General features: G+C 35.7%; 21 protein-coding genes. 16 read left to right on the forward strand and 5 right to left on the reverse strand.

Going from position 1 to position 16738, the window contains the following annotated elements:
- Positions 1-162: 162 nt before the first annotated feature.
- The gene (locus I6U50_RS10620) at positions 163-804 is read right to left on the reverse strand and encodes an NUDIX hydrolase (RefSeq protein ID WP_193710871.1); all 642 of its coding nucleotides are present in this window, start codon (positions 802-804) and stop codon (positions 163-165) included.
- Here I6U50_RS10620 and I6U50_RS10625 point away from each other — a divergent pair.
- Positions 803-1561, forward strand: a complete 759-nt coding sequence (locus I6U50_RS10625; protein ID WP_198638808.1) for a peptidylprolyl isomerase — start codon at positions 803-805, stop codon at positions 1559-1561. The genes I6U50_RS10620 and I6U50_RS10625 overlap by 2 nt on opposite strands.
- On the opposite strand, the gene I6U50_RS10630 is transcribed toward I6U50_RS10625, so the two are convergent.
- Positions 1562-2278: an RDD family protein gene (locus tag I6U50_RS10630; protein WP_198638809.1), complete on the reverse strand. Its 717-nt coding sequence runs from the start codon at positions 2276-2278 to the stop codon at positions 1562-1564. It abuts the gene before it with no gap.
- A gap of 35 nt (positions 2279-2313) precedes the next feature.
- Between I6U50_RS10630 and I6U50_RS10635 the strand changes: the two genes are divergently transcribed.
- The 8 genes from I6U50_RS10635 (at position 2314) to I6U50_RS10670 (ending at position 10075) form a co-directional block, all read left to right on the forward strand.
- Positions 2314-3291 (forward strand): stage II sporulation protein M, encoded by a 978-nt coding sequence (locus I6U50_RS10635; RefSeq protein ID WP_198638810.1) that lies wholly within the window; start codon positions 2314-2316, stop codon positions 3289-3291.
- Positions 3272-4129: a hypothetical protein gene (locus I6U50_RS10640; RefSeq protein WP_198638811.1), complete on the forward strand. Its 858-nt coding sequence runs from the start codon at positions 3272-3274 to the stop codon at positions 4127-4129. The genes I6U50_RS10635 and I6U50_RS10640 overlap by 20 nt, the downstream gene beginning before the upstream one ends.
- Positions 4129-4887: a DUF4129 domain-containing protein gene (locus tag I6U50_RS10645; protein WP_198638812.1), complete on the forward strand. Its 759-nt coding sequence runs from the start codon at positions 4129-4131 to the stop codon at positions 4885-4887. Before I6U50_RS10640 ends, I6U50_RS10645 begins: the two co-directional genes overlap by 1 nt.
- Positions 4880-6094, forward strand: coding sequence for a DUF4350 domain-containing protein (locus tag I6U50_RS10650; RefSeq protein WP_198638813.1), 1215 nt, complete (start codon positions 4880-4882; stop codon positions 6092-6094). Before I6U50_RS10645 ends, I6U50_RS10650 begins: the two co-directional genes overlap by 8 nt.
- A complete protein-coding gene (locus I6U50_RS10655; protein ID WP_198638814.1) occupies positions 6075-7076 on the forward strand; it encodes an AAA family ATPase in 1002 nt (333 codons plus the stop codon). The genes I6U50_RS10650 and I6U50_RS10655 overlap by 20 nt, the downstream gene beginning before the upstream one ends.
- Positions 7076-8407: a DUF58 domain-containing protein gene (locus tag I6U50_RS10660; RefSeq protein WP_198638815.1), complete on the forward strand. Its 1332-nt coding sequence runs from the start codon at positions 7076-7078 to the stop codon at positions 8405-8407. Before I6U50_RS10655 ends, I6U50_RS10660 begins: the two co-directional genes overlap by 1 nt.
- Before the next feature lie 201 nt (positions 8408-8608).
- Positions 8609-9025 carry a DUF2141 domain-containing protein gene (locus tag I6U50_RS10665; protein WP_198638816.1) on the forward strand — a complete coding sequence of 139 codons (417 nt, stop codon included), beginning with the start codon at positions 8609-8611 and terminating at the stop codon, positions 9023-9025.
- A 99-nt stretch (positions 9026-9124) separates the two neighbouring features.
- On the forward strand, positions 9125-10075 hold the full coding sequence (locus tag I6U50_RS10670; protein ID WP_198638817.1) for a LysR family transcriptional regulator: 951 nt from the start codon (positions 9125-9127) through the stop codon (positions 10073-10075).
- A 129-nt stretch (positions 10076-10204) separates the two neighbouring features.
- Here the strand turns inward: I6U50_RS10670 and I6U50_RS10675 are convergent, their stop codons facing one another.
- The 3 genes from I6U50_RS10675 to I6U50_RS10685 all read right to left on the reverse strand — a co-directional run bounded on the left by I6U50_RS10675 (position 10205) and on the right by I6U50_RS10685 (position 11790).
- A complete protein-coding gene (locus tag I6U50_RS10675; RefSeq protein ID WP_193710860.1) occupies positions 10205-10402 on the reverse strand; it encodes a hypothetical protein in 198 nt (65 codons plus the stop codon).
- Positions 10403-10535: 133 nt separating this feature from the next.
- Positions 10536-11336, reverse strand: a complete 801-nt coding sequence (locus tag I6U50_RS10680; RefSeq protein ID WP_193710859.1) for a TIGR00266 family protein — start codon at positions 11334-11336, stop codon at positions 10536-10538.
- A gap of 1 nt (position 11337) precedes the next feature.
- Entirely contained in the window at positions 11338-11790 is a 453-nt protein-coding gene (locus I6U50_RS10685; protein WP_198638818.1) for a DUF4442 domain-containing protein, read from the reverse strand.
- Positions 11791-11934: 144 nt separating this feature from the next.
- Here I6U50_RS10685 and I6U50_RS10690 point away from each other — a divergent pair, with 144 nt between their 5' ends.
- The 7 genes from I6U50_RS10690 to I6U50_RS10720 all read left to right on the forward strand — a co-directional run bounded on the left by I6U50_RS10690 (position 11935) and on the right by I6U50_RS10720 (position 16633).
- Positions 11935-12474: a DUF4870 domain-containing protein gene (locus I6U50_RS10690; RefSeq protein ID WP_198628514.1), complete on the forward strand. Its 540-nt coding sequence runs from the start codon at positions 11935-11937 to the stop codon at positions 12472-12474.
- Positions 12471-12815 (forward strand): PadR family transcriptional regulator, encoded by a 345-nt coding sequence (locus I6U50_RS10695; protein ID WP_057480798.1) that lies wholly within the window; start codon positions 12471-12473, stop codon positions 12813-12815. The genes I6U50_RS10690 and I6U50_RS10695 overlap by 4 nt, the downstream gene beginning before the upstream one ends.
- Positions 12808-14535, forward strand: coding sequence for a PspC domain-containing protein (locus tag I6U50_RS10700; protein ID WP_198638819.1), 1728 nt, complete (start codon positions 12808-12810; stop codon positions 14533-14535). The genes I6U50_RS10695 and I6U50_RS10700 overlap by 8 nt, the downstream gene beginning before the upstream one ends.
- A gap of 5 nt (positions 14536-14540) precedes the next feature.
- Positions 14541-14684 carry a hypothetical protein gene (locus tag I6U50_RS10705; protein WP_198628516.1) on the forward strand — a complete coding sequence of 48 codons (144 nt, stop codon included), beginning with the start codon at positions 14541-14543 and terminating at the stop codon, positions 14682-14684.
- 63 nt (positions 14685-14747) lie between these two features.
- The gene (locus tag I6U50_RS10710; protein ID WP_198638820.1) at positions 14748-15566 is read left to right on the forward strand and encodes a GIN domain-containing protein; all 819 of its coding nucleotides are present in this window, start codon (positions 14748-14750) and stop codon (positions 15564-15566) included.
- Positions 15567-15609: 43 nt separating this feature from the next.
- Positions 15610-15846 (forward strand): hypothetical protein, encoded by a 237-nt coding sequence (locus tag I6U50_RS10715; protein WP_198638821.1) that lies wholly within the window; start codon positions 15610-15612, stop codon positions 15844-15846.
- Between the two features lie 169 nt (positions 15847-16015).
- Positions 16016-16633 (forward strand): alpha/beta hydrolase, encoded by a 618-nt coding sequence (locus I6U50_RS10720; RefSeq protein WP_198638822.1) that lies wholly within the window; start codon positions 16016-16018, stop codon positions 16631-16633.
- Positions 16634-16738: the final 105 nt, after the last annotated feature.

The raw sequence follows: 16738 nt of genomic DNA on the forward strand, positions 1-16738 counted from the left end.
GTTTAAATTTCAATTCTTACTTTCCCGTAAACCTATAGTTCCATTAAGTTAAGATTCCAGTTCACGATATCTAACCAATTAATTTTGAAACAGCGCGAACACTATTTAAATATCGATTATATAATAAAAATTAAGCCGCGCAAATATAGCAATTCTTAGGTTTTAGAAGCTCTTTCTAAATATTTCTCGTATTTCGCTAAGCATCATCCCGGTAGCTCCCCATACAATTTGTTCATTTAGTTTAAACGCCGGCACGCGCATTCTGCTGGCATAGCTGGTACTTAATTCTTCGGTCACAAAATTAGAATGATCTAAAAAGTGGTCTAAATCTACCTCTAAAATGCGTTCTACTTCGCTCTCCTGTGCAATTAAAGTTGGGGTTTCTTGCATAAAGCCCAAATAAGGCTGCACCCAAAAATTACTGGGCGGAATATACAAACGAGTAAGTTCCTTTATTACCTCTATTTTATTCCGGGGGATCCCAACCTCTTCCTCGGTTTCCCGTAATGCGGTTTGCTCAAGGCTCTCGTCTTCGGGCTCTACACGCCCGCCGGGAAAACCAATTTGATTAGAATGAACTCCTTTATAGGTTTTCCTTAGAATTAATACCAAATGCGTTTTCCCCAGGTTATTAGGATAAAAAACTGCCATAACACCCGCTTTATTAGGCTTAAGACTATTAATATCCAGGGTTTTCATAACCTCACGACGATTCCCCGGCACTAATTTATGATGCGCCTTTTCTCCCGGAAGTCCAATTTTTTTTAATTTTGGTACCCTGTCTTTAAAATCCTTAAAATCCATGAAAACCTCGCTTTCTATCTTATATCTTTTCCTAATTCTTTCTTTTGCAAGCTGTGAAGATAAGGAATCTTCCAGTAAAAACACCCTGGAAAGTGGCTCTACCAAAGAAGAAGTTACTAAGAAAACTTCAAAAATAGACTCTCTAAAAGCTAAATATTCTAAAAAAGAAGCAAAAGCTACTAAAGATGAAAAAGAAACCGATGATAGATTCCCTATTCCACAAGAGCAACTAATTCCATTTTTAACAGCATATGGAAAAGAAAACCCAGAAAACCATATTCGCATAATTACCAGTTTTGGAAATATTGAAGTAAAGCTTTATCACGACACGCCTTTACATCGTGCTAATTTTATAATGTTGGTAAAAAAAGACTATTTCAACAACACCTTTTTTCATCGTGTAGCCCCCGGCTTTGTAATTCAGGGTGGAAACTCAGATAATGTAGCTACTCCCAGAAAACGTTCACAAATTGGCGATTACCTTATTCCAAGCGAATTTAAAGCCGGGCATAAACATACCTATGGAGCGTTTTCAGCAGCAAAATACAGCGAACAAAATGTGAGTAAAGCTTCTTCTCCCTTCGAGTTCTTTATTGTGATGGATAAAAATGGAACCCCGCACCTAAATAACGACCATACTGTCTTTGGGCGTGTTACCAAAGGAATGGATGTAGCTGAAAAAATCGCAAAAGTTAAAACCGGCCAGTCTGAATGGCCCATAGACAATGTAGAAATGGATATTGAAATTATAGACTAATTACAACCGCTGTGTATAATAGTTATAATCGCTAATTACTTGCTGTACAAATTCCATAGGGGCTTCCTGGGGTTGGGTTTCCAGTAATTCGGCCAATTTATCTGAAAGCGATAAAATAAGTTGGTGATTACGATTTATTTTAGCGGTTTGATACAAATTTTTAATATTCTGCACATCGGCATCTTTTAAAAGGCTTACCTGGGGATATTTGGGTTGATAGCCTTCGGGCAGGTCTACTCCTAGACTTCGACTTAAATTAGTTCTGGGTTTTTCTGAAATTACCGTTGTTTTTGCCGCAAGATCACCTAAACGCTGTCCTTTTCCATTAAGTAAAATAGTCACTACTGCAATAGCTCCACTACTAAGGGAAATATCTATAAAACGTAGTAGCCATCTAATTAAATACTCAGCGAAAGCAGGCCTGCTACCATCTAACTTTACCACCCTAATTTGCAAAGCGGCCTTACCAGGGGTTTGCCCATTATATAAACTTTCCCACAACAAATAATAAAGCAAGGTTGGAAGCCCCATTACCAAATAGTAAACCCATTGGCCCGCAGCATCTAACCCGGTACCTGCCAGTGCCAGTGAACTAATTACTATATAAACACCTATAATAAATACGTCTACTACAAATGCCAGTATACGGTCGCCCACGCTGGCAACATTCTGATTAATACTAATATTTTGAGCGGTTTCTATTTGAAAATTATCCATTTAATCTGTTTCTTTGAGTCTTAATAAAAGAAAACATGCGAGAGGCTGCTTTTATAAAGCAAAATAAGGATAAATGGCTGAGGTTTGAAAGCCTGCTTCAAAATAAAAACAACAGGGTACCGGCCGAACAGCTTTCTGATATTTATATTGAAGTTAGCGACCACTTAAGCTACTCTAAAACATTTTACCCTAAAAGCAACACTACTACTTATTTAAATCAATTAGCCGCTTCTGCACATCAAAGGATTTATAAGAACAAAAAGGAATCCCAAAACCGTTTTATCACGTTTTTCACAAAAGAATTCCCGTTATTCTTTTACAATTTTCAGAAACAATTATTACTTAGCTTTTTAATTTTTGGTCTTTTTTCTGCAGTAGGTGCATTTTCAGCAGCCTCAGATCATACTTTTGTAAGAGGTATTTTAGGTGATGCTTATGTAAATATGACCCTGCAAAATATCGCCGAAGGTGATCCCATGGCGGTATACAAAAAAATGGCAGCTACAGATATGTTTCTGGGTATTACCATTAATAATATACGAGTCTCTTTAATGGCCTTTAGTATGGGGGTTCTAGCGGGTATAGGCACGGTTTTTATCTTAATGCAAAACGCGATAATGCTGGGCTCTTTTCAATATTTCTTTTACGAACAGGGCTTGCTATGGGAATCGGCCAGAACCATTTGGATTCATGGAACTATAGAAATTTCAGTAATAATAATTGCAGGATGTGCCGGTTTGGTACTTGGAAAAAGCATACTATTCCCGGGAACTTACACTCGTCTAAACTCGTTTACCAAAGGAGTAAAAGACGGACTTAAAATTGTAATTAGCACTGTTCCCTTTTTTATTATTGCCGGTTTCCTGGAGGGTTTTGTAACCAGACAAACCCAAATGCCAGATTGGTTGGCCATTTTAATAATTGGTAGTTCTTTAGCCCTTATTTTATTCTACTATATTTTTTACCCTCATATTTTACATAAAAAACAAATTCATGAAGCCAGATTACATTAATTTTAAGCAAGAGCGGGAAATTGGAGACATTATTAGTTATACCTTCAAATTTATTCGCGAAAACTATAAAGCCTATTTTAAAAGTATTGTACAAATAATCTGGCCTGCTTTTTTACTTTTAATTGCTGCGGTATCCTATTACACCTACAGCACCATAGGTAATACCTTTATGTTTAACCAGGATGGTGGCTTTTTTATAAGTTTTGGCTCACTGTTCATTGGCCTTCTTTTATATTTTGCTGTTATGAATGTGGCAGCCTTTCATTTTGTAAAATCATATGTACACAATAAAGGAGAGATAAACCAGGACGAAATTAAAAAGGGTGTTAAAACAGACCTGGGAAAAATGTTTGGGCTTGGAGCGATTACCTGGATTCTAATTTTCGTTGGACTTATTATTTTTATTGTCCCCGGAATATATTTGAGTGTTCCTTTAAGTATTGCAGCCGCCGTTCTTGTTTTTAAAAACGAAAGTATTGGAGGTAGTATTTCTGAAGGTTTTCATTTGATAAAAAACAACTGGTGGATGAGCTTTATAAGCTTATTTCTTATTTGGCTTATCGTGTATGTTATAAGCTTTGTTTTTCAAATTCCGGTGCTTATTTACAGCTTTATTAAAATGTTTACGATAATGGATGAAAACGCTGCTTCTGCCACTAACGTCGCCGATATATTCGACTGGGTTTACCTAAGCTTAACTATTATATCTTCAGCCATTCAATATTTACTTTATGCCATCACGCCAATTGGGGTTGCGTTTGTGTATTATAACCTAAATGAGCAAAAATATTTTACCGGTGCCTACGAAAGCATTGAAAATCTTGGCAAAAACGATTAATGATTAAATTTCTGCTTTTTTTAAATTTATTCTTCTTCGGAAACTTTATTCCGCAGGAACAGTTGGCTACTAATGCGATAGACTTAAGTCAAAGCACACTCGAGCCCGCACTGGAGCAAGCTGATTTTGATTCGGAAAAAATTGAAGCATATAAAACTGAAAAAGCATTTGATTATTTAAAAAAAATTGAAGAAGATTCCTGGTGGACCCGCTTAAAACGTTGGCTAAACTTAAAATGGAACGCATTTTTGCAATGGCTTTTTGGCGATTACCAAACCAATGCTTTTTGGAGTGCTGTTCTACAGGCCCTGCCCTATCTATTACTTGTTTTGGTAATTGTAGTAATTACCTGGCTTTTTATTCGTTTAAACCCTGCAAATGCCGTTATGGCAGAGCCTATAAAGGGAACTATAAATCTTCAAAAAGAAGAAGAAATTGTAAAAACAGCTGATATTTCCTCCCTAATCGATCGGGCAATCGATGATGAAAATTACCGTTTGGCGGTTCGATATTTATATTTAAAAAGTCTTCGCATACTGGACAAAAACAAACACATATCTTATCGATTTCAAAAAACAAATGAAGATTATATTAATGAAATAAAGGAAACTAAAATAAAAGAACAGTTCATTAAAATTACCCGCTTGTACGATTTTATCTGGTATGGAGATTTTAACCTGTCTAAAGAACGTTTTACAAAGGTAAATGGGGAGTTTAAGAAAATGGAAGAAAGCTTAAAATCGGGAATTCATGAATAAAACATCAAAAGTATTTTTTGGTTTTTTCCTGCTCCTGGTTGTTTTCCTAACTTACCTTGAAGCTACCGAGCCCGAACCCGTAAACTGGACGCCCAGTTATATGAGCGATGATAAAATACCGCTTGGAAGTTTGGTTTTTTACGAAAGCTGGAAGAGTACACAAAAATGGGATCTGGAAGAAGTAGGCATTCCACCTTTCGAAAAACTTACCGATGGTCTTAAGAACGGCACTTATTTTTTCCTGAATAATGCTGCGGCTTTCGATACAGATGAATTGGATATTTTACTTAATTGGACGAGTAAAGGAAACGAATTATTTGTTTCGGCCAGAAATATAAGTCCGGCTTTACTGGATACACTTCAACTGGAAACCAAAGTCTTTATTCCTAAAAACGATCTAAGCTCAAAACCCGAACTAAATTTTAAAAACATCGCTTTAAAAAATGAGGCCGGTTTTAAATTTACCAATGAATTTTCACCTCTTTATTTTGAGCAAAGAGATAGTAGCAATATTCAAGTGCATGGGCTAATCAATATTCAGGGCGATGAAGGCAACAAACAGCCTAATTTTATAAGTGCAAGGTTTGGAGAAGGAACAATCTACCTGCATAGTACTCCTGAGGCCTTTAGTAACTACTTTCTTCTATCACAACAGAATTATGAATATGCAGAGAAAATTTTAGCCTACATAAATAAGAGGAATCCCGTATTTTTAGACAACTATTACAAAGCGGGAAAAAGTTTTTACGCTTCCCCACTTTATTTGCTCCTTAGCCAAAACCAACTTAAATGGGCTTATTATTTCTTATTGGCAGGCTGCATCCTTTTTATTGTTTTTGAAGGAAAGCGAAAGCAACGCGCAATTCCAATTGTAAACCCATTAAAAAACCAGAGTTATGAATACGCCAAAACCCTTGGCGATCTCTACCTGGAGGAAAAAGAATATGCTAAATTAATCTCTCAAAAAATCAATTTATTTTTAGAGTATATTAGAATAAATTATAAAATTTCAACCAAAAATATAGACGAAGAATTCTATATTTTACTGGCAGCAAAATCTGGAAACAGTATTGCTGACGGGAAGAAACTATTTAAAAAAATACAACACTTTTCTACTAAGAAGAATGCCGGCAAAACTGACTTTTTAGAACTTGCCGAAGCCATAAATAATTTTAAATCGCACTCCAATGGAAAATCAGGAAAATAAAGAAACCGAATCCCTAAATTTTGATAGTCGTATTCCTTTAGACGATCTTAAAGAAGCGGTTTCAAATTTAAAAAATCAGCTAGCCAGGGTTATTGTTGGGCAAAATGAATTTGTAGAATTGCTAATAGCCGGATTGCTCTCCAACGGCCACGTTTTAATTGAAGGTGTTCCCGGTGTTGCCAAAACCTTAACGGCCAAACTATTCGCCAAAAGCCTAAATACCAATTTTAGCCGTATTCAATTTACACCAGATCTTATGCCGGGCGATGTCTTGGGAACATCGGTTTTAAATGCTCAAAAAAGCGAATTTGAATTTAAACCCGGTCCCATTTTTTCTAACATTGTTTTAATAGATGAGATTAACCGTGCCCCGGCTAAAACCCAGGCCGCTCTTTTTGAGGTCATGGAAGAACGTCAAATTACCATAGACGGGGTTCAGCATAATTTGGAGGCACCATTTATGGTACTGGCCACACAAAATCCAATAGAACAAGAAGGTACTTACGCTTTACCCGAAGCGCAACTAGACCGTTTTTTGTTTAAAATTGAAGTAGGCTACCCGGGACTTGATGATGAAATTGCTATACTAAAAACGCATCATGAGCGCAAAGGCTCCCAACCTATTTCTCAAATTGAAGCAATTTTAGATCCTAAAAACTTAAAAGAGCTAAAAAGCCAAATCCAGGAAATAATTATTGAAGAAAAGCTGATGCATTATATTGCCAGTATTGTAGGAAAAACCCGAAATCACTCACATATTTATCTTGGCGCTTCTCCCCGGGCTTCTATAGCTGTAATGAACGCTTCAAAAGCTTTTGCCGCCATTAACGGAAGAGATTTTGTGATTCCTGAAGACATTAAAAAAGTACTGAATCCTGTATTGGCCCACCGACTTATTATTAGTCCTGATAGAGAAATGGAAGGGATTACCGCTAAAGAAGTAATAGAAATGATTTCCCAATCTGTAGAAATTCCACGTTAGTGCTAAAATTCTTCAAATCTTTATATCTAAACCAGCGTTTTTTTTATGCGATATTTACGCTCGCATTACTTTTTCTATTTTCTTATTTCTTTGAAAACCTATATGCGGTAACCTGGGTTTTAAGCTTGCTTTTATTCTTCTTTTTTCTAGCCGATTTAGTAAGTCTTTATAAAAACAACCAGGTAAACGCTGAAAGAATTCTACCTCAGAAGTTTTCAAATTCTGATGAAAACAACGTAGAAATTATTCTGGAGAATCATTATGGATTTTCGATTATAGTAGAAATCATAGATGAAGTTCCCATACAATTTCAAAAGCGAGATTTTTTTAAACAATTAAAAATTACGGCCGGTGCTACCGAGAAATTCAGCTATTCCCTAAGGCCGGTTACCCGTGGTGAATATTTCTTCGGAAAACTTAATATCTACACCTCTACCAAAATAGGACTTGCAAAACGCAGAAGTATTTTTGGGAAAGACCAAATGCTTAAAGTCTACCCTTCATTCATTCAAATGAAAAAACTTGACTTTTTAGCGATAGATAATCGTTTATCACAGCCAGGCTTAAAGAAAATTAGGAGGATTGGGCATACTATGGAATTTGAACAAATTAAAGAATATGTGCCGGGAGACGATATAAGGACCATAAACTGGAAAGCCACTGCTAAACATGGCGATCTTATGGTGAACCAATTTCAGGATGAAAAAGCACAACCTATTTATTCCATAATAGATACCGGTAGGGTTATGAAAATGCCATTTAATGGTTTAAGCTTATTGGACTATGCTATTAACAGTAGCCTTGCTTTTTCTAATATTGCGCTTAAGAAAAAAGACAAAGTAGGTATGCTTTCTTTTTCCAAAAAAATTGAAAGTATACTTAAAGCCAATGCAAAATTAAGTCAGTTGCAACAAATTATGGAACGCTTATATGCTATTAATACACAGTTCCCCGATTCAGATTTTAGTATGCTATATAGCAATTTGCGTAAAAACATTCCGCAACGTAGTTTACTTATGCTCTATACTAATTTTGAGCATATTTCGGCATTAAAAAGACAGCTTCCATATTTACAAGCCATCAATAAAAAACATGTGCTGGTAGTTATATTTTTTGAAAATACAGCCTTAGATAAGGTTATAGCAAGCAAGCCAAACAACACTACCGATTTAGCCCACCAGGTAATCGCTGAAAGCTTTGCGCACGATAAAAAATTAATGGCCGCAGAATTACGAAAACACGGCATTAACACCCTACTTACCAAACCTGAAGACCTTAGTATTAACGCAATTAACAAATATCTTGAAATAAAAGCACGAGGAATACTTTAGGCTATTCATTGCGTGGAACACGAAACACAAAAAGTATTGAAAAGACTACATCAGGCATCCCAAAGAACTGTTTACGGTTTCAGGCATTAATGAGAAAAATCTACAGTTCAGTATTGAATATATACAATTCGGTATAAAATATTAAGCCAGCAGAATTCATCTATATAGTTTTGATATATAAACCAATAAAACTAAAGTATTATGAAAACAATTGCCATTTTAATCAGCCTGTTCCTTAGCAGCTTAGCCTTTTCCCAGGATCAAACCGGCACTATTACCGTAAGCGTTACTAATCTTTCTTCGGAAGAAGGAAATGTATATTTCGGACTTTATACCGAAGCGGATTTTTTAAAAAAAGCACCCTTAAAGGGAGAAGTAACTACAATTAAAAACGGAGTTGCTGAAGTAAGCTTTACAGAAGTTCAACCTGGCACCTATGCCATATCTGCCTATCATGATAAGAATGGAAATGAACGAATGGATTTTGATACAAATGGTGCTCCTCAAGAAAATTATGGAATCTCTAACAATCAAATAAATTTATACGGGCCACCTTTATGGGAAGATGCGAAATTTCAATTTGATGGTTCTCAAAAAGACATAAACCTTACATTTTAAAGTCAAAGAATATGAAATTAACATAGATAAAATCATATCTAAATTAATTTATAATAGAAAAAACCAATACATTTGCAGTGTTAATAAGCTTTCAATTTTATGACAATTACACAACTGCATTATGTATTGGCTGTGGCGGAACATAAAAATTTCACCAAAGCGGCTCAAAAGGTTTTTGTTACCCAGCCTACATTAAGTATGCAAATTCAAAAACTTGAAGAAGAACTGGATGTACAAATATTTGATAGAACAAAAAAGCCTATTCAATTAACCGAAACAGGCCAAAAAATTGTACAACAAGCCCGAAATATTGTAAACGAAAGCGATAGGATTCAAGACATCGTAGATCAACAAAAAGGTTTTGTAGGAGGTATTTTTAAGTTGGGAGTAATCCCCACGATAATGCCTACTTTACTGCCCATGTTTATCAATAATTTTATTAAAAAATATCCTAAGGTAAAGCTTAAAATAGAGGAGCTAAACACCGAAGCCATTATTGAGCGCTTAAGAGAAGGGCATCTGGATGCTGCCATTGCAGCAACACCTTTGGAATTACCGGGGATTAAGGAAAATGTACTTTATTACGAACCTTTTGTTGGTTATATTCCAAATGAACATAGGTTACACCATAAAGATAAAATTGAAATAAACGATCTTGATATAGATGATATGCTTCTTTTAGAGGATGGGCATTGTTTTAAAGATGGAATTATTAATTTATGCAAGTCGTCCCGAAATTATGACGAAGATCACTTTCAACTGGAAAGCGGAAGTTTTGAAACTTTAATCAAATTGGCAAATGAAGGATTGGGCATGACACTTCTACCTTATCTACATACACTAGATTTAAAGGACAACGAAAAGAAAAACCTAAGAATGTTTAAAGATCCTGTTCCCGCCAGGGAAGTAAGCCTTATCTACAATAGAAGTGAATTAAAAATGCAAATTATTGAAGCTATTAGAAGTACTATTGCCGGGGTTGTAAAAGGAGCTATTACTTTTCATAATGTAAATATTATAAGCCCGTTAAACAAAAACAAAACCTTTTAGAAATAATATAACTAATGGAAAGAAAATCCAGTTGGTATTTTTTAGAAAAATGCCACTTGACCTCCGGCCATTAAAGGAAGTAATTAAAACTGAATTAGAGATTAAAAAGCGGCCCAAAAGCCGCTTTTTTTATGTTTTTAAAAGAATTAAACATTGATTAAGCTCTGGATTCTTAGTGGTTAAAGCAGTTATCCAGATACGTAATTCCTCTATTTCGTGAGGTAATAGTCTATGAAGTGCTTTTTTCACTTCCCTACAAAAAAGATTAGGATCAAAACTAACTTTGTCAAGCACAGTTTTGGTGTATTCAAACATCGCTCTCGCCATAATTTGAAAGATTTAGATTAGCGTTAGGTTTAAAAAAAGAGTAGAAATTTAATAATAGGCTGTAGATTTTAGAATTATCTAAAGATACTAAAAATTTCTAATTATCCTTTAGTTTCACAAGTGTTTAACGATTCTAAAAATTTCGATCGCCGCTAATAACATCTCCTATCCCGCCTAGAATACTACCTTCACCTTTATCTTTTCCTCCACCTTGTGGCGCTGCCTGCCAAATCCTGTTGGCAAGACGGCTAAAAGGTAAAGATTGCACATAAACGGTTCCTGGACCGGTTAGGGTTGCAAAGAAAAGTCCCTCTCCCCCAAAAATTGTATTTTTTATTCCTCCCACAAACTCTATATTATAATCTATATCCTGGGTAAAACCAATTATACACCCGGTATCTATTTTTAATTTCTCGCCTGGAGATAATTCCTTTCTAGCCATAGTACCTCCTGCGTGAACAAATGCCATCCCGTCTCCCTCAAGTTTTTGCATTATAAAACCTTCACCTCCAAAAAAGCCACGCCCCAACCTTTTGCTAAACTCAATGCCTACTGCAACCCCCTTAGCGGCACACAAAAAAGCATCTTTTTGACAAATGAATTTATTTCCGTAACGTGTAAGATCTATAGGAATAATTTTTCCGGGATAAGGCGAGGCAAAACTAATGCGCTTTTTTCCCTGAATTTCATTACTAAAAATTGTCATAAACAAGCTTTCTCCCGTAAGCAAACGTTTTCCGGCCCCTAATACTTTTCCTAAAAAACCTTCATTTTCTTTCGCCCCATCTCCGAAAATGGTATCCATTTTTATGCCATCGTCCATCATCATAAAATTGCCTGCCTCGGCAATTACGGCCTCCCTCGGATCCAGTTCAAGTTCTACATATTGCATTTCTTCGCCAAAAATTTGGTAATCTATCTCATGTGCATTCATATTATTTTGCTTTAATAGTCCATTCAAATTCAAATACGGCAACCTGTTGCCCCGTGCTATTCATCCCGGTAGATTTCATCCAAAAAGTTTGCCCCTCTCCTGTCTCTAATGTTTTATTGATGGCCTCGTCTATTAAATGACCATCATAACAATAAAAGCTTATTTTTCCTGTGGCTTTTTTGGTAAACTGCGCACGATTCTGGGCTACTAACATAGAAATTTTATTATTCGAATTCCTAATTTTTCCCATAACCAAAGCCCCGGTACTTAGTTCGGCTGCCATTGCCTGTACGGCAAAATACATACTTTTAAATGGGTTTTGATTTATCCATTTATGCTTTACAGTTACTTTACAGGTATTCTCTTCAATCTCACTAACCCGTACTCCACAAATCCAGGCACTGGGCAGTTTTAGCATTAAAAATTTATTGAGTTTACTCTTGTTTAATGTCATTATGAAGTATTTGGTTTAATAAAAGTATTCAAATTAATCAATATCCTTAGATTACAAAAATCATAAATTTATGTTAATATTTAGTACTATGCTTTGCAAAATACCTTCTTTTAGACATATATTTGTTATATAAATTATTAGGTTATGGATTTAAAGATAGCAAAAGAAGAAAAAACAATGGCCACAATCTTGCATTTGTCGGTCTTTTCGAAGTTTATCATTCCTTTGGGGAATTTTATTTTTCCATTGATCTTATGGTTAACTAAAAAAGAAAAGTCTTTTATAGATGAGCATGGCAGAAAAGCAATCAATTTTCAAATTAGCCTTTTTCTTTATACCATTCTTTTATTCTCCATAGGTTTGGCCATTGTGGTTTTCCAGGCCCTTAGATTAGGTCTTGATATGCCTATCGTAATTGGAGCCGAACAATTATATATAAACGAACTTGGGCAGGCAATCTCTATAGTTGTTACTATTGCTGTATTTGCCATTTTACTGGCTGCCTTATTTTTCCTGGAAATATTTGCTGTGATAAGTGCAAGTATAAAAGCCAGTAACGGAGAAAATTACTCTTTTCCTCTTTGCATTAACTTTATTGGAAAAGATTCAAATAATCATCAATTTACTAACCATCAACAATCAAAAAATGAACAGTTTAACAACCCTAAAAACCAAACGCTATGAAGATAGAAAACACCAAGGCTCAAATGCGTAAAGGTGTATTGGAATACTGCATTCTCTCGGTATTAAAAGATGAAGATGCGTATGTAGCCGAAATTCTAGACACGCTTAAAGACGCCAAATTACTGGTGGTTGAAGGTACAATTTACCCTTTATTGACCAGGCTAAAAAATGCAGGACTTCTTAGTTATCGCTGGGAAGAGTCCAGCAGCGGGCCACCAAGAAAATATTACGGACTTACCGATACCGGAAAACTCTTCCTTAAGGAGCTTACCGGCACCTGGAACGAACTGCAAACCGCTGTTAATATTGTAACCACTCAAAAAAACAAGAATCATGAATAAGACAGTAAATATAAATCTTGCCGGTATATTCTTTCATATAGATGAGGATGCCTATGCCAAACTGCAGCATTACCTGGACGCCATAAAACGTTCTTTTACCAATACCCAGGGAAGAGATGAAATTATAGCTGATATTGAAGCGCGTATTGCTGAACTTTTTAATGAGAAAAAGAAAGAAGACCGCCAGGTTATAGGACTTAAAGAAGTAGAAGAAGTAATTGCCATCATGGGGCAACCCGAAGATTATATGGTAGATGAAGAAATCTTTGAAGATGAACCGGCCGCGGCCAAAACCACAAAGTCTCCAGGCAAACAACTGTTTAGAGATACCGAACATTCTTATGTAGGTGGTGTTTCTTCAGGACTGGGACATTATTTGGGAATCGACTTTATTTGGGTGCGTTTACTCTGGATATTGCTTACTATTTTTTCCAGTGGGGCTTTTATTCTAATTTACATTGCCCTTTGGATCTTTGTTCCGGAAGCTAAAAGCACAGCCGATAAATTGGCTATGCGTGGCGAAGAAGTAACCATTAGTAATATTGAAAAAAAAATTCGTGAGGGTTTTGACAATGTTACCGGAAAAGTAAAAGATGTAGATTATCAAAAATACGGCAATCAGGCCAAAAGTGGTGCGACCTCTGCCGCAACGGCAATTGGTGATGTAATTGCCTTTATTTTAAAGGTGTTTGTCAAACTAATAGGTATTGTTCTAATAATACTGGCAGGTTCTGTATTAATTAGCCTCTTTGTAGGTTTGTTTACCGTAGGGACCTTTGGTATTATAGACGCTCCCTGGAGTAGTTATGTAGAAATGGCGGTTAGTGGTGCCCCACTCTGGCTATTATGGCTATTGAGCTTTTTAATTGTAGGAATTCCGTTTTTCTTCCTTTTTGTTTTAGGATTAAAAATCCTGGTAGGCAAATTAAAGTCTATTGGAACTCCTGCAAAATTGGTACTGCTTGGACTTTGGATACTCGCCCTGGTTGGAGCTGCAATTATAGGAATACAACAGGCAACACATCGTGCATTTGATGGGGAACAAGTTGTTACTGAAACGCTTCCTATTTCAGCAAACGATACTCTTTACCTCGCAATGCAGGGAAATTCTAATTACTCTTCCAGCATTTACAGAAGTTCAGAATTCAAAATAAAATATGACGAAAACGATGAAAAAGTATTGTATAGTTCAGATGTTCGTCTCATTGTAAAACCTACTAAAGATTCACTTGCAAAATTAGAAGTAATAAAGTCGGCAGAGGGCAAAGATTACAAAGAGGCAAAAGACCGTGCTGAGAATATTACCTATAACACAAGTTTTAGCGGAGGTGAGCTATTATTAGACGGTTTTTTTACTTCCCCTGCTCAATATAAGTTTCGGGATCAGGAAGTAAAGGTTACGCTCTACCTTCCGGAAGGCACTACGCTCTTTGCAGATAATAACACCGGTAGCTTTCATAGAAACACCGATTATTGGGGAGATATATTAATTTCCGGTGATGAAGAAAAATACCTGAAAATCACCGAAGATGAAGCTATATGTGAAGATTGCCCAATTGAAGAATGGGATATGGAAAGTGAAGATGAATGGGACGAAGAAGGTGATTTTAACGCCCGAATTAATTCCGGGGAAGAAGAAGTTAATATTCAAATTAATAGCAGCGGCGTAAGCATAGATAAAACCCCGGTTGAAAACGACGAAACCAATAACCAAAATTAAAAATTATGATTCAACTAATTTTACAGGTACTATTGGTGGTCTTTAATTTAGGAGAGCCGGTAGTAGAAAATGAAAAGATGGTTAAAGATTATATAGAATGTCATCAATTTTTAGCCAGAAAGTGCACTATAAGCGTTTACGAATGCTAAGCAATTCTTAAAAGTCTCCTTCGGGAGGCTTTTTTATTATCTTTGTCATTAAAAATATTTTAGATGAAAAAACTACTTTTAATTTTCGGATCTATCCTGCTAGTTAGCTGTGGCAGTAATAAAATAACAGGAAGCGGCAATGTTACTACTGAAAAAAATCGCCTACCAGACTTTAATAGTATAGATTTAATTGGAAATTCTGACGTAAGACTTAAGAATGGAAATACCGCAATGATAGAAGTTGAAGCAGATGATAACCTACACAGCATAATTCGTGCTGAGGTGGTAAACGGTACTTTATTTATAAAGCCCTCAAAAGAAATAGGCCGCAGTAAATCTCAGGAAATCACAATTACCTATCCTAAAAATCTTCAGCAAATAAACGTTGGTGGAAACATAGAGTTAGAAGCTGAAGGAGAGCTTTACGCCGAGGAGCTTAAAATAACCGCTAAAGAAAGTGCAAAAATATATCTAACTCTTACAACCACTAAATTCGACCTTTATAACGAAGAAGATGCTGAAATAGAGTTAAACCTTACGGCAGAAAATGCTTATTTTCAGCTTAATGGTTCCAGTGAAATGGAAGCACTGGTAAATGCCCAAAAATTTAAGGTTGATACGTATGAAAAAGCAAAAGCTAAAATTGAAGGAGAAGTAAATGATCTTCAGCTTCGTTCTGAACATTCTTCAGTGTTCGATGGAAAAAAATTAAGCGCAAAAACGGCCGTAGTTATTGCCGAGGGTAAATCTAAAAACGAAATCGAGGTTTTAGAAACATTAACCCTTACCGCAAAAAATAGAAGTGAAATAGACCTTTATGCTAATCCTAAAGTAGAATTGTTAGAATTTTCTGAAAATGCAGTATTATCTAAAAAAGATTAAACTTTTTTAAATACATTTAACTAAACCATTAAAACCAATAATTATGAAAATCGCTTTAAAATCTGTTTTAATACTATTGGCCTTAAGTTTAAGTTTTGTATCCTGTAGAGAGCAGGAAGAGGAAAAATCTGAAATAGAACAATTGGCCGAAGAAGAAGATGCAAAGGTTAAGGTAAAAGAAGATAAAATTAAGGTAAAGACCGATGACAAAAAGATCAAAATCAAAGAAGATGATGGCGAGATAAAGAAAAAAATAAAAATTGATAATGACGACAACTAGTGAATTACTCTTAGTAAGTCATCATAGCATTAAATAAAGTTTTTTGCTTTTGGGGCAAGACTAACAACTTAGGTCCCGATTATCGAGTCAAATCTAAAAATTATTTTAAAAGTCCCATTTCCGGGGCTTTTTTTATGCGTATTTAGTATCTTAAATTAAAATTAAAAAAATGCATACAAAAGAGATATATACCGCAGGCGAAGAACTACGTGTAGCCAAGAAAGTCCTGGTTTTATTACACGGCCGTGGCGGAAGCGCCAAAGAGTTTCTTTCTTTGGCCAACCACTTAAACACTCCGGAATTTGCAATTTTAGCTCCTCAGGCTAAAGATTTCACCTGGTATCCAAATTCATTTCTGGCTCCTGTTGCCCAAAACCAACCAAGCTATGCTTCATCACTAGAACTGCTTAAAGAATTATTAAATGACATCAAAGAAACAGGAATCACTTCAGAAAACATATTTTTTGCCGGCTTTTCGCAAGGTGCTTGTTTAAGCCTGGAGTTTGTAACACGTAATGCCCAAAAGTTTGGAGGGGTAGCTGCATTTACAGGCGGACTTATTGGTGATAAAATTTATACCGAAAACTATTCGGGTAATTTTGAAGGAACTCCAATTTTTATAGGCAGCGGAGATCCAGACGCTCATGTCCCTGTAAGCCGTGTAAAAGAATCTGCTGAAATTTTAAAAAAGATGAATGCGAATGTTGAAGTTGAGATCTATAAAAATAGACCACATACCATTTCCGAAGACGAAATAAAACTCGCCAATAAATTTGTATTTAATTAAAATCCCTCACGGCTTGCCAAAAAGTCGTTAAATAAAGAGATTTTGAAACAAGCGTGGAAGCCCCGATAAAGGGATAAATATCGCCTACCGAGTAAACCAGATATA

The organism is Salegentibacter maritimus (assembly GCF_016236975.1).
Lineage (GTDB): Bacteria > Bacteroidota > Bacteroidia > Flavobacteriales > Flavobacteriaceae > Salegentibacter > Salegentibacter maritimus.

Bases quoted from the DNA above. Each gene is read 5' to 3' on its own strand.
- I6U50_RS10625 (WP_198638808.1), top strand. From the start codon at position 803: ATGAAAACCTCGCTTTCTATCTTATATCTTTTCCTAATTCTTTCTTTT.
- I6U50_RS10620 (WP_193710871.1), bottom strand. From the start codon at position 804: ATGGATTTTAAGGATTTTAAAGACAGGGTACCAAAATTAAAAAAAATT.
- I6U50_RS10630 (WP_198638809.1), bottom strand. From the start codon at position 2,278: ATGGATAATTTTCAAATAGAAACCGCTCAAAATATTAGTATTAATCAG.
- I6U50_RS10635 (WP_198638810.1), top strand. From the start codon at position 2,314: ATGCGAGAGGCTGCTTTTATAAAGCAAAATAAGGATAAATGGCTGAGG.
- I6U50_RS10640 (WP_198638811.1), top strand. From the start codon at position 3,272: ATGAAGCCAGATTACATTAATTTTAAGCAAGAGCGGGAAATTGGAGAC.
- I6U50_RS10645 (WP_198638812.1), top strand. From the start codon at position 4,129: ATGATTAAATTTCTGCTTTTTTTAAATTTATTCTTCTTCGGAAACTTT.
- I6U50_RS10650 (WP_198638813.1), top strand. From the start codon at position 4,880: ATGAATAAAACATCAAAAGTATTTTTTGGTTTTTTCCTGCTCCTGGTT.
- I6U50_RS10655 (WP_198638814.1), top strand. From the start codon at position 6,075: ATGGAAAATCAGGAAAATAAAGAAACCGAATCCCTAAATTTTGATAGT.
- I6U50_RS10665 (WP_198638816.1), top strand. From the start codon at position 8,609: ATGAAAACAATTGCCATTTTAATCAGCCTGTTCCTTAGCAGCTTAGCC.
- I6U50_RS10670 (WP_198638817.1), top strand. From the start codon at position 9,125: ATGACAATTACACAACTGCATTATGTATTGGCTGTGGCGGAACATAAA.
- I6U50_RS10675 (WP_193710860.1), bottom strand. From the start codon at position 10,402: ATGGCGAGAGCGATGTTTGAATACACCAAAACTGTGCTTGACAAAGTT.
- I6U50_RS10680 (WP_193710859.1), bottom strand. From the start codon at position 11,336: ATGAATGCACATGAGATAGATTACCAAATTTTTGGCGAAGAAATGCAA.
- I6U50_RS10685 (WP_198638818.1), bottom strand. From the start codon at position 11,790: ATGACATTAAACAAGAGTAAACTCAATAAATTTTTAATGCTAAAACTG.
- I6U50_RS10690 (WP_198628514.1), top strand. From the start codon at position 11,935: ATGGATTTAAAGATAGCAAAAGAAGAAAAAACAATGGCCACAATCTTG.
- I6U50_RS10695 (WP_057480798.1), top strand. From the start codon at position 12,471: ATGAAGATAGAAAACACCAAGGCTCAAATGCGTAAAGGTGTATTGGAA.
- I6U50_RS10700 (WP_198638819.1), top strand. From the start codon at position 12,808: ATGAATAAGACAGTAAATATAAATCTTGCCGGTATATTCTTTCATATA.
- I6U50_RS10705 (WP_198628516.1), top strand. From the start codon at position 14,541: ATGATTCAACTAATTTTACAGGTACTATTGGTGGTCTTTAATTTAGGA.
- I6U50_RS10710 (WP_198638820.1), top strand. From the start codon at position 14,748: ATGAAAAAACTACTTTTAATTTTCGGATCTATCCTGCTAGTTAGCTGT.
- I6U50_RS10715 (WP_198638821.1), top strand. From the start codon at position 15,610: ATGAAAATCGCTTTAAAATCTGTTTTAATACTATTGGCCTTAAGTTTA.
- I6U50_RS10720 (WP_198638822.1), top strand. From the start codon at position 16,016: ATGCATACAAAAGAGATATATACCGCAGGCGAAGAACTACGTGTAGCC.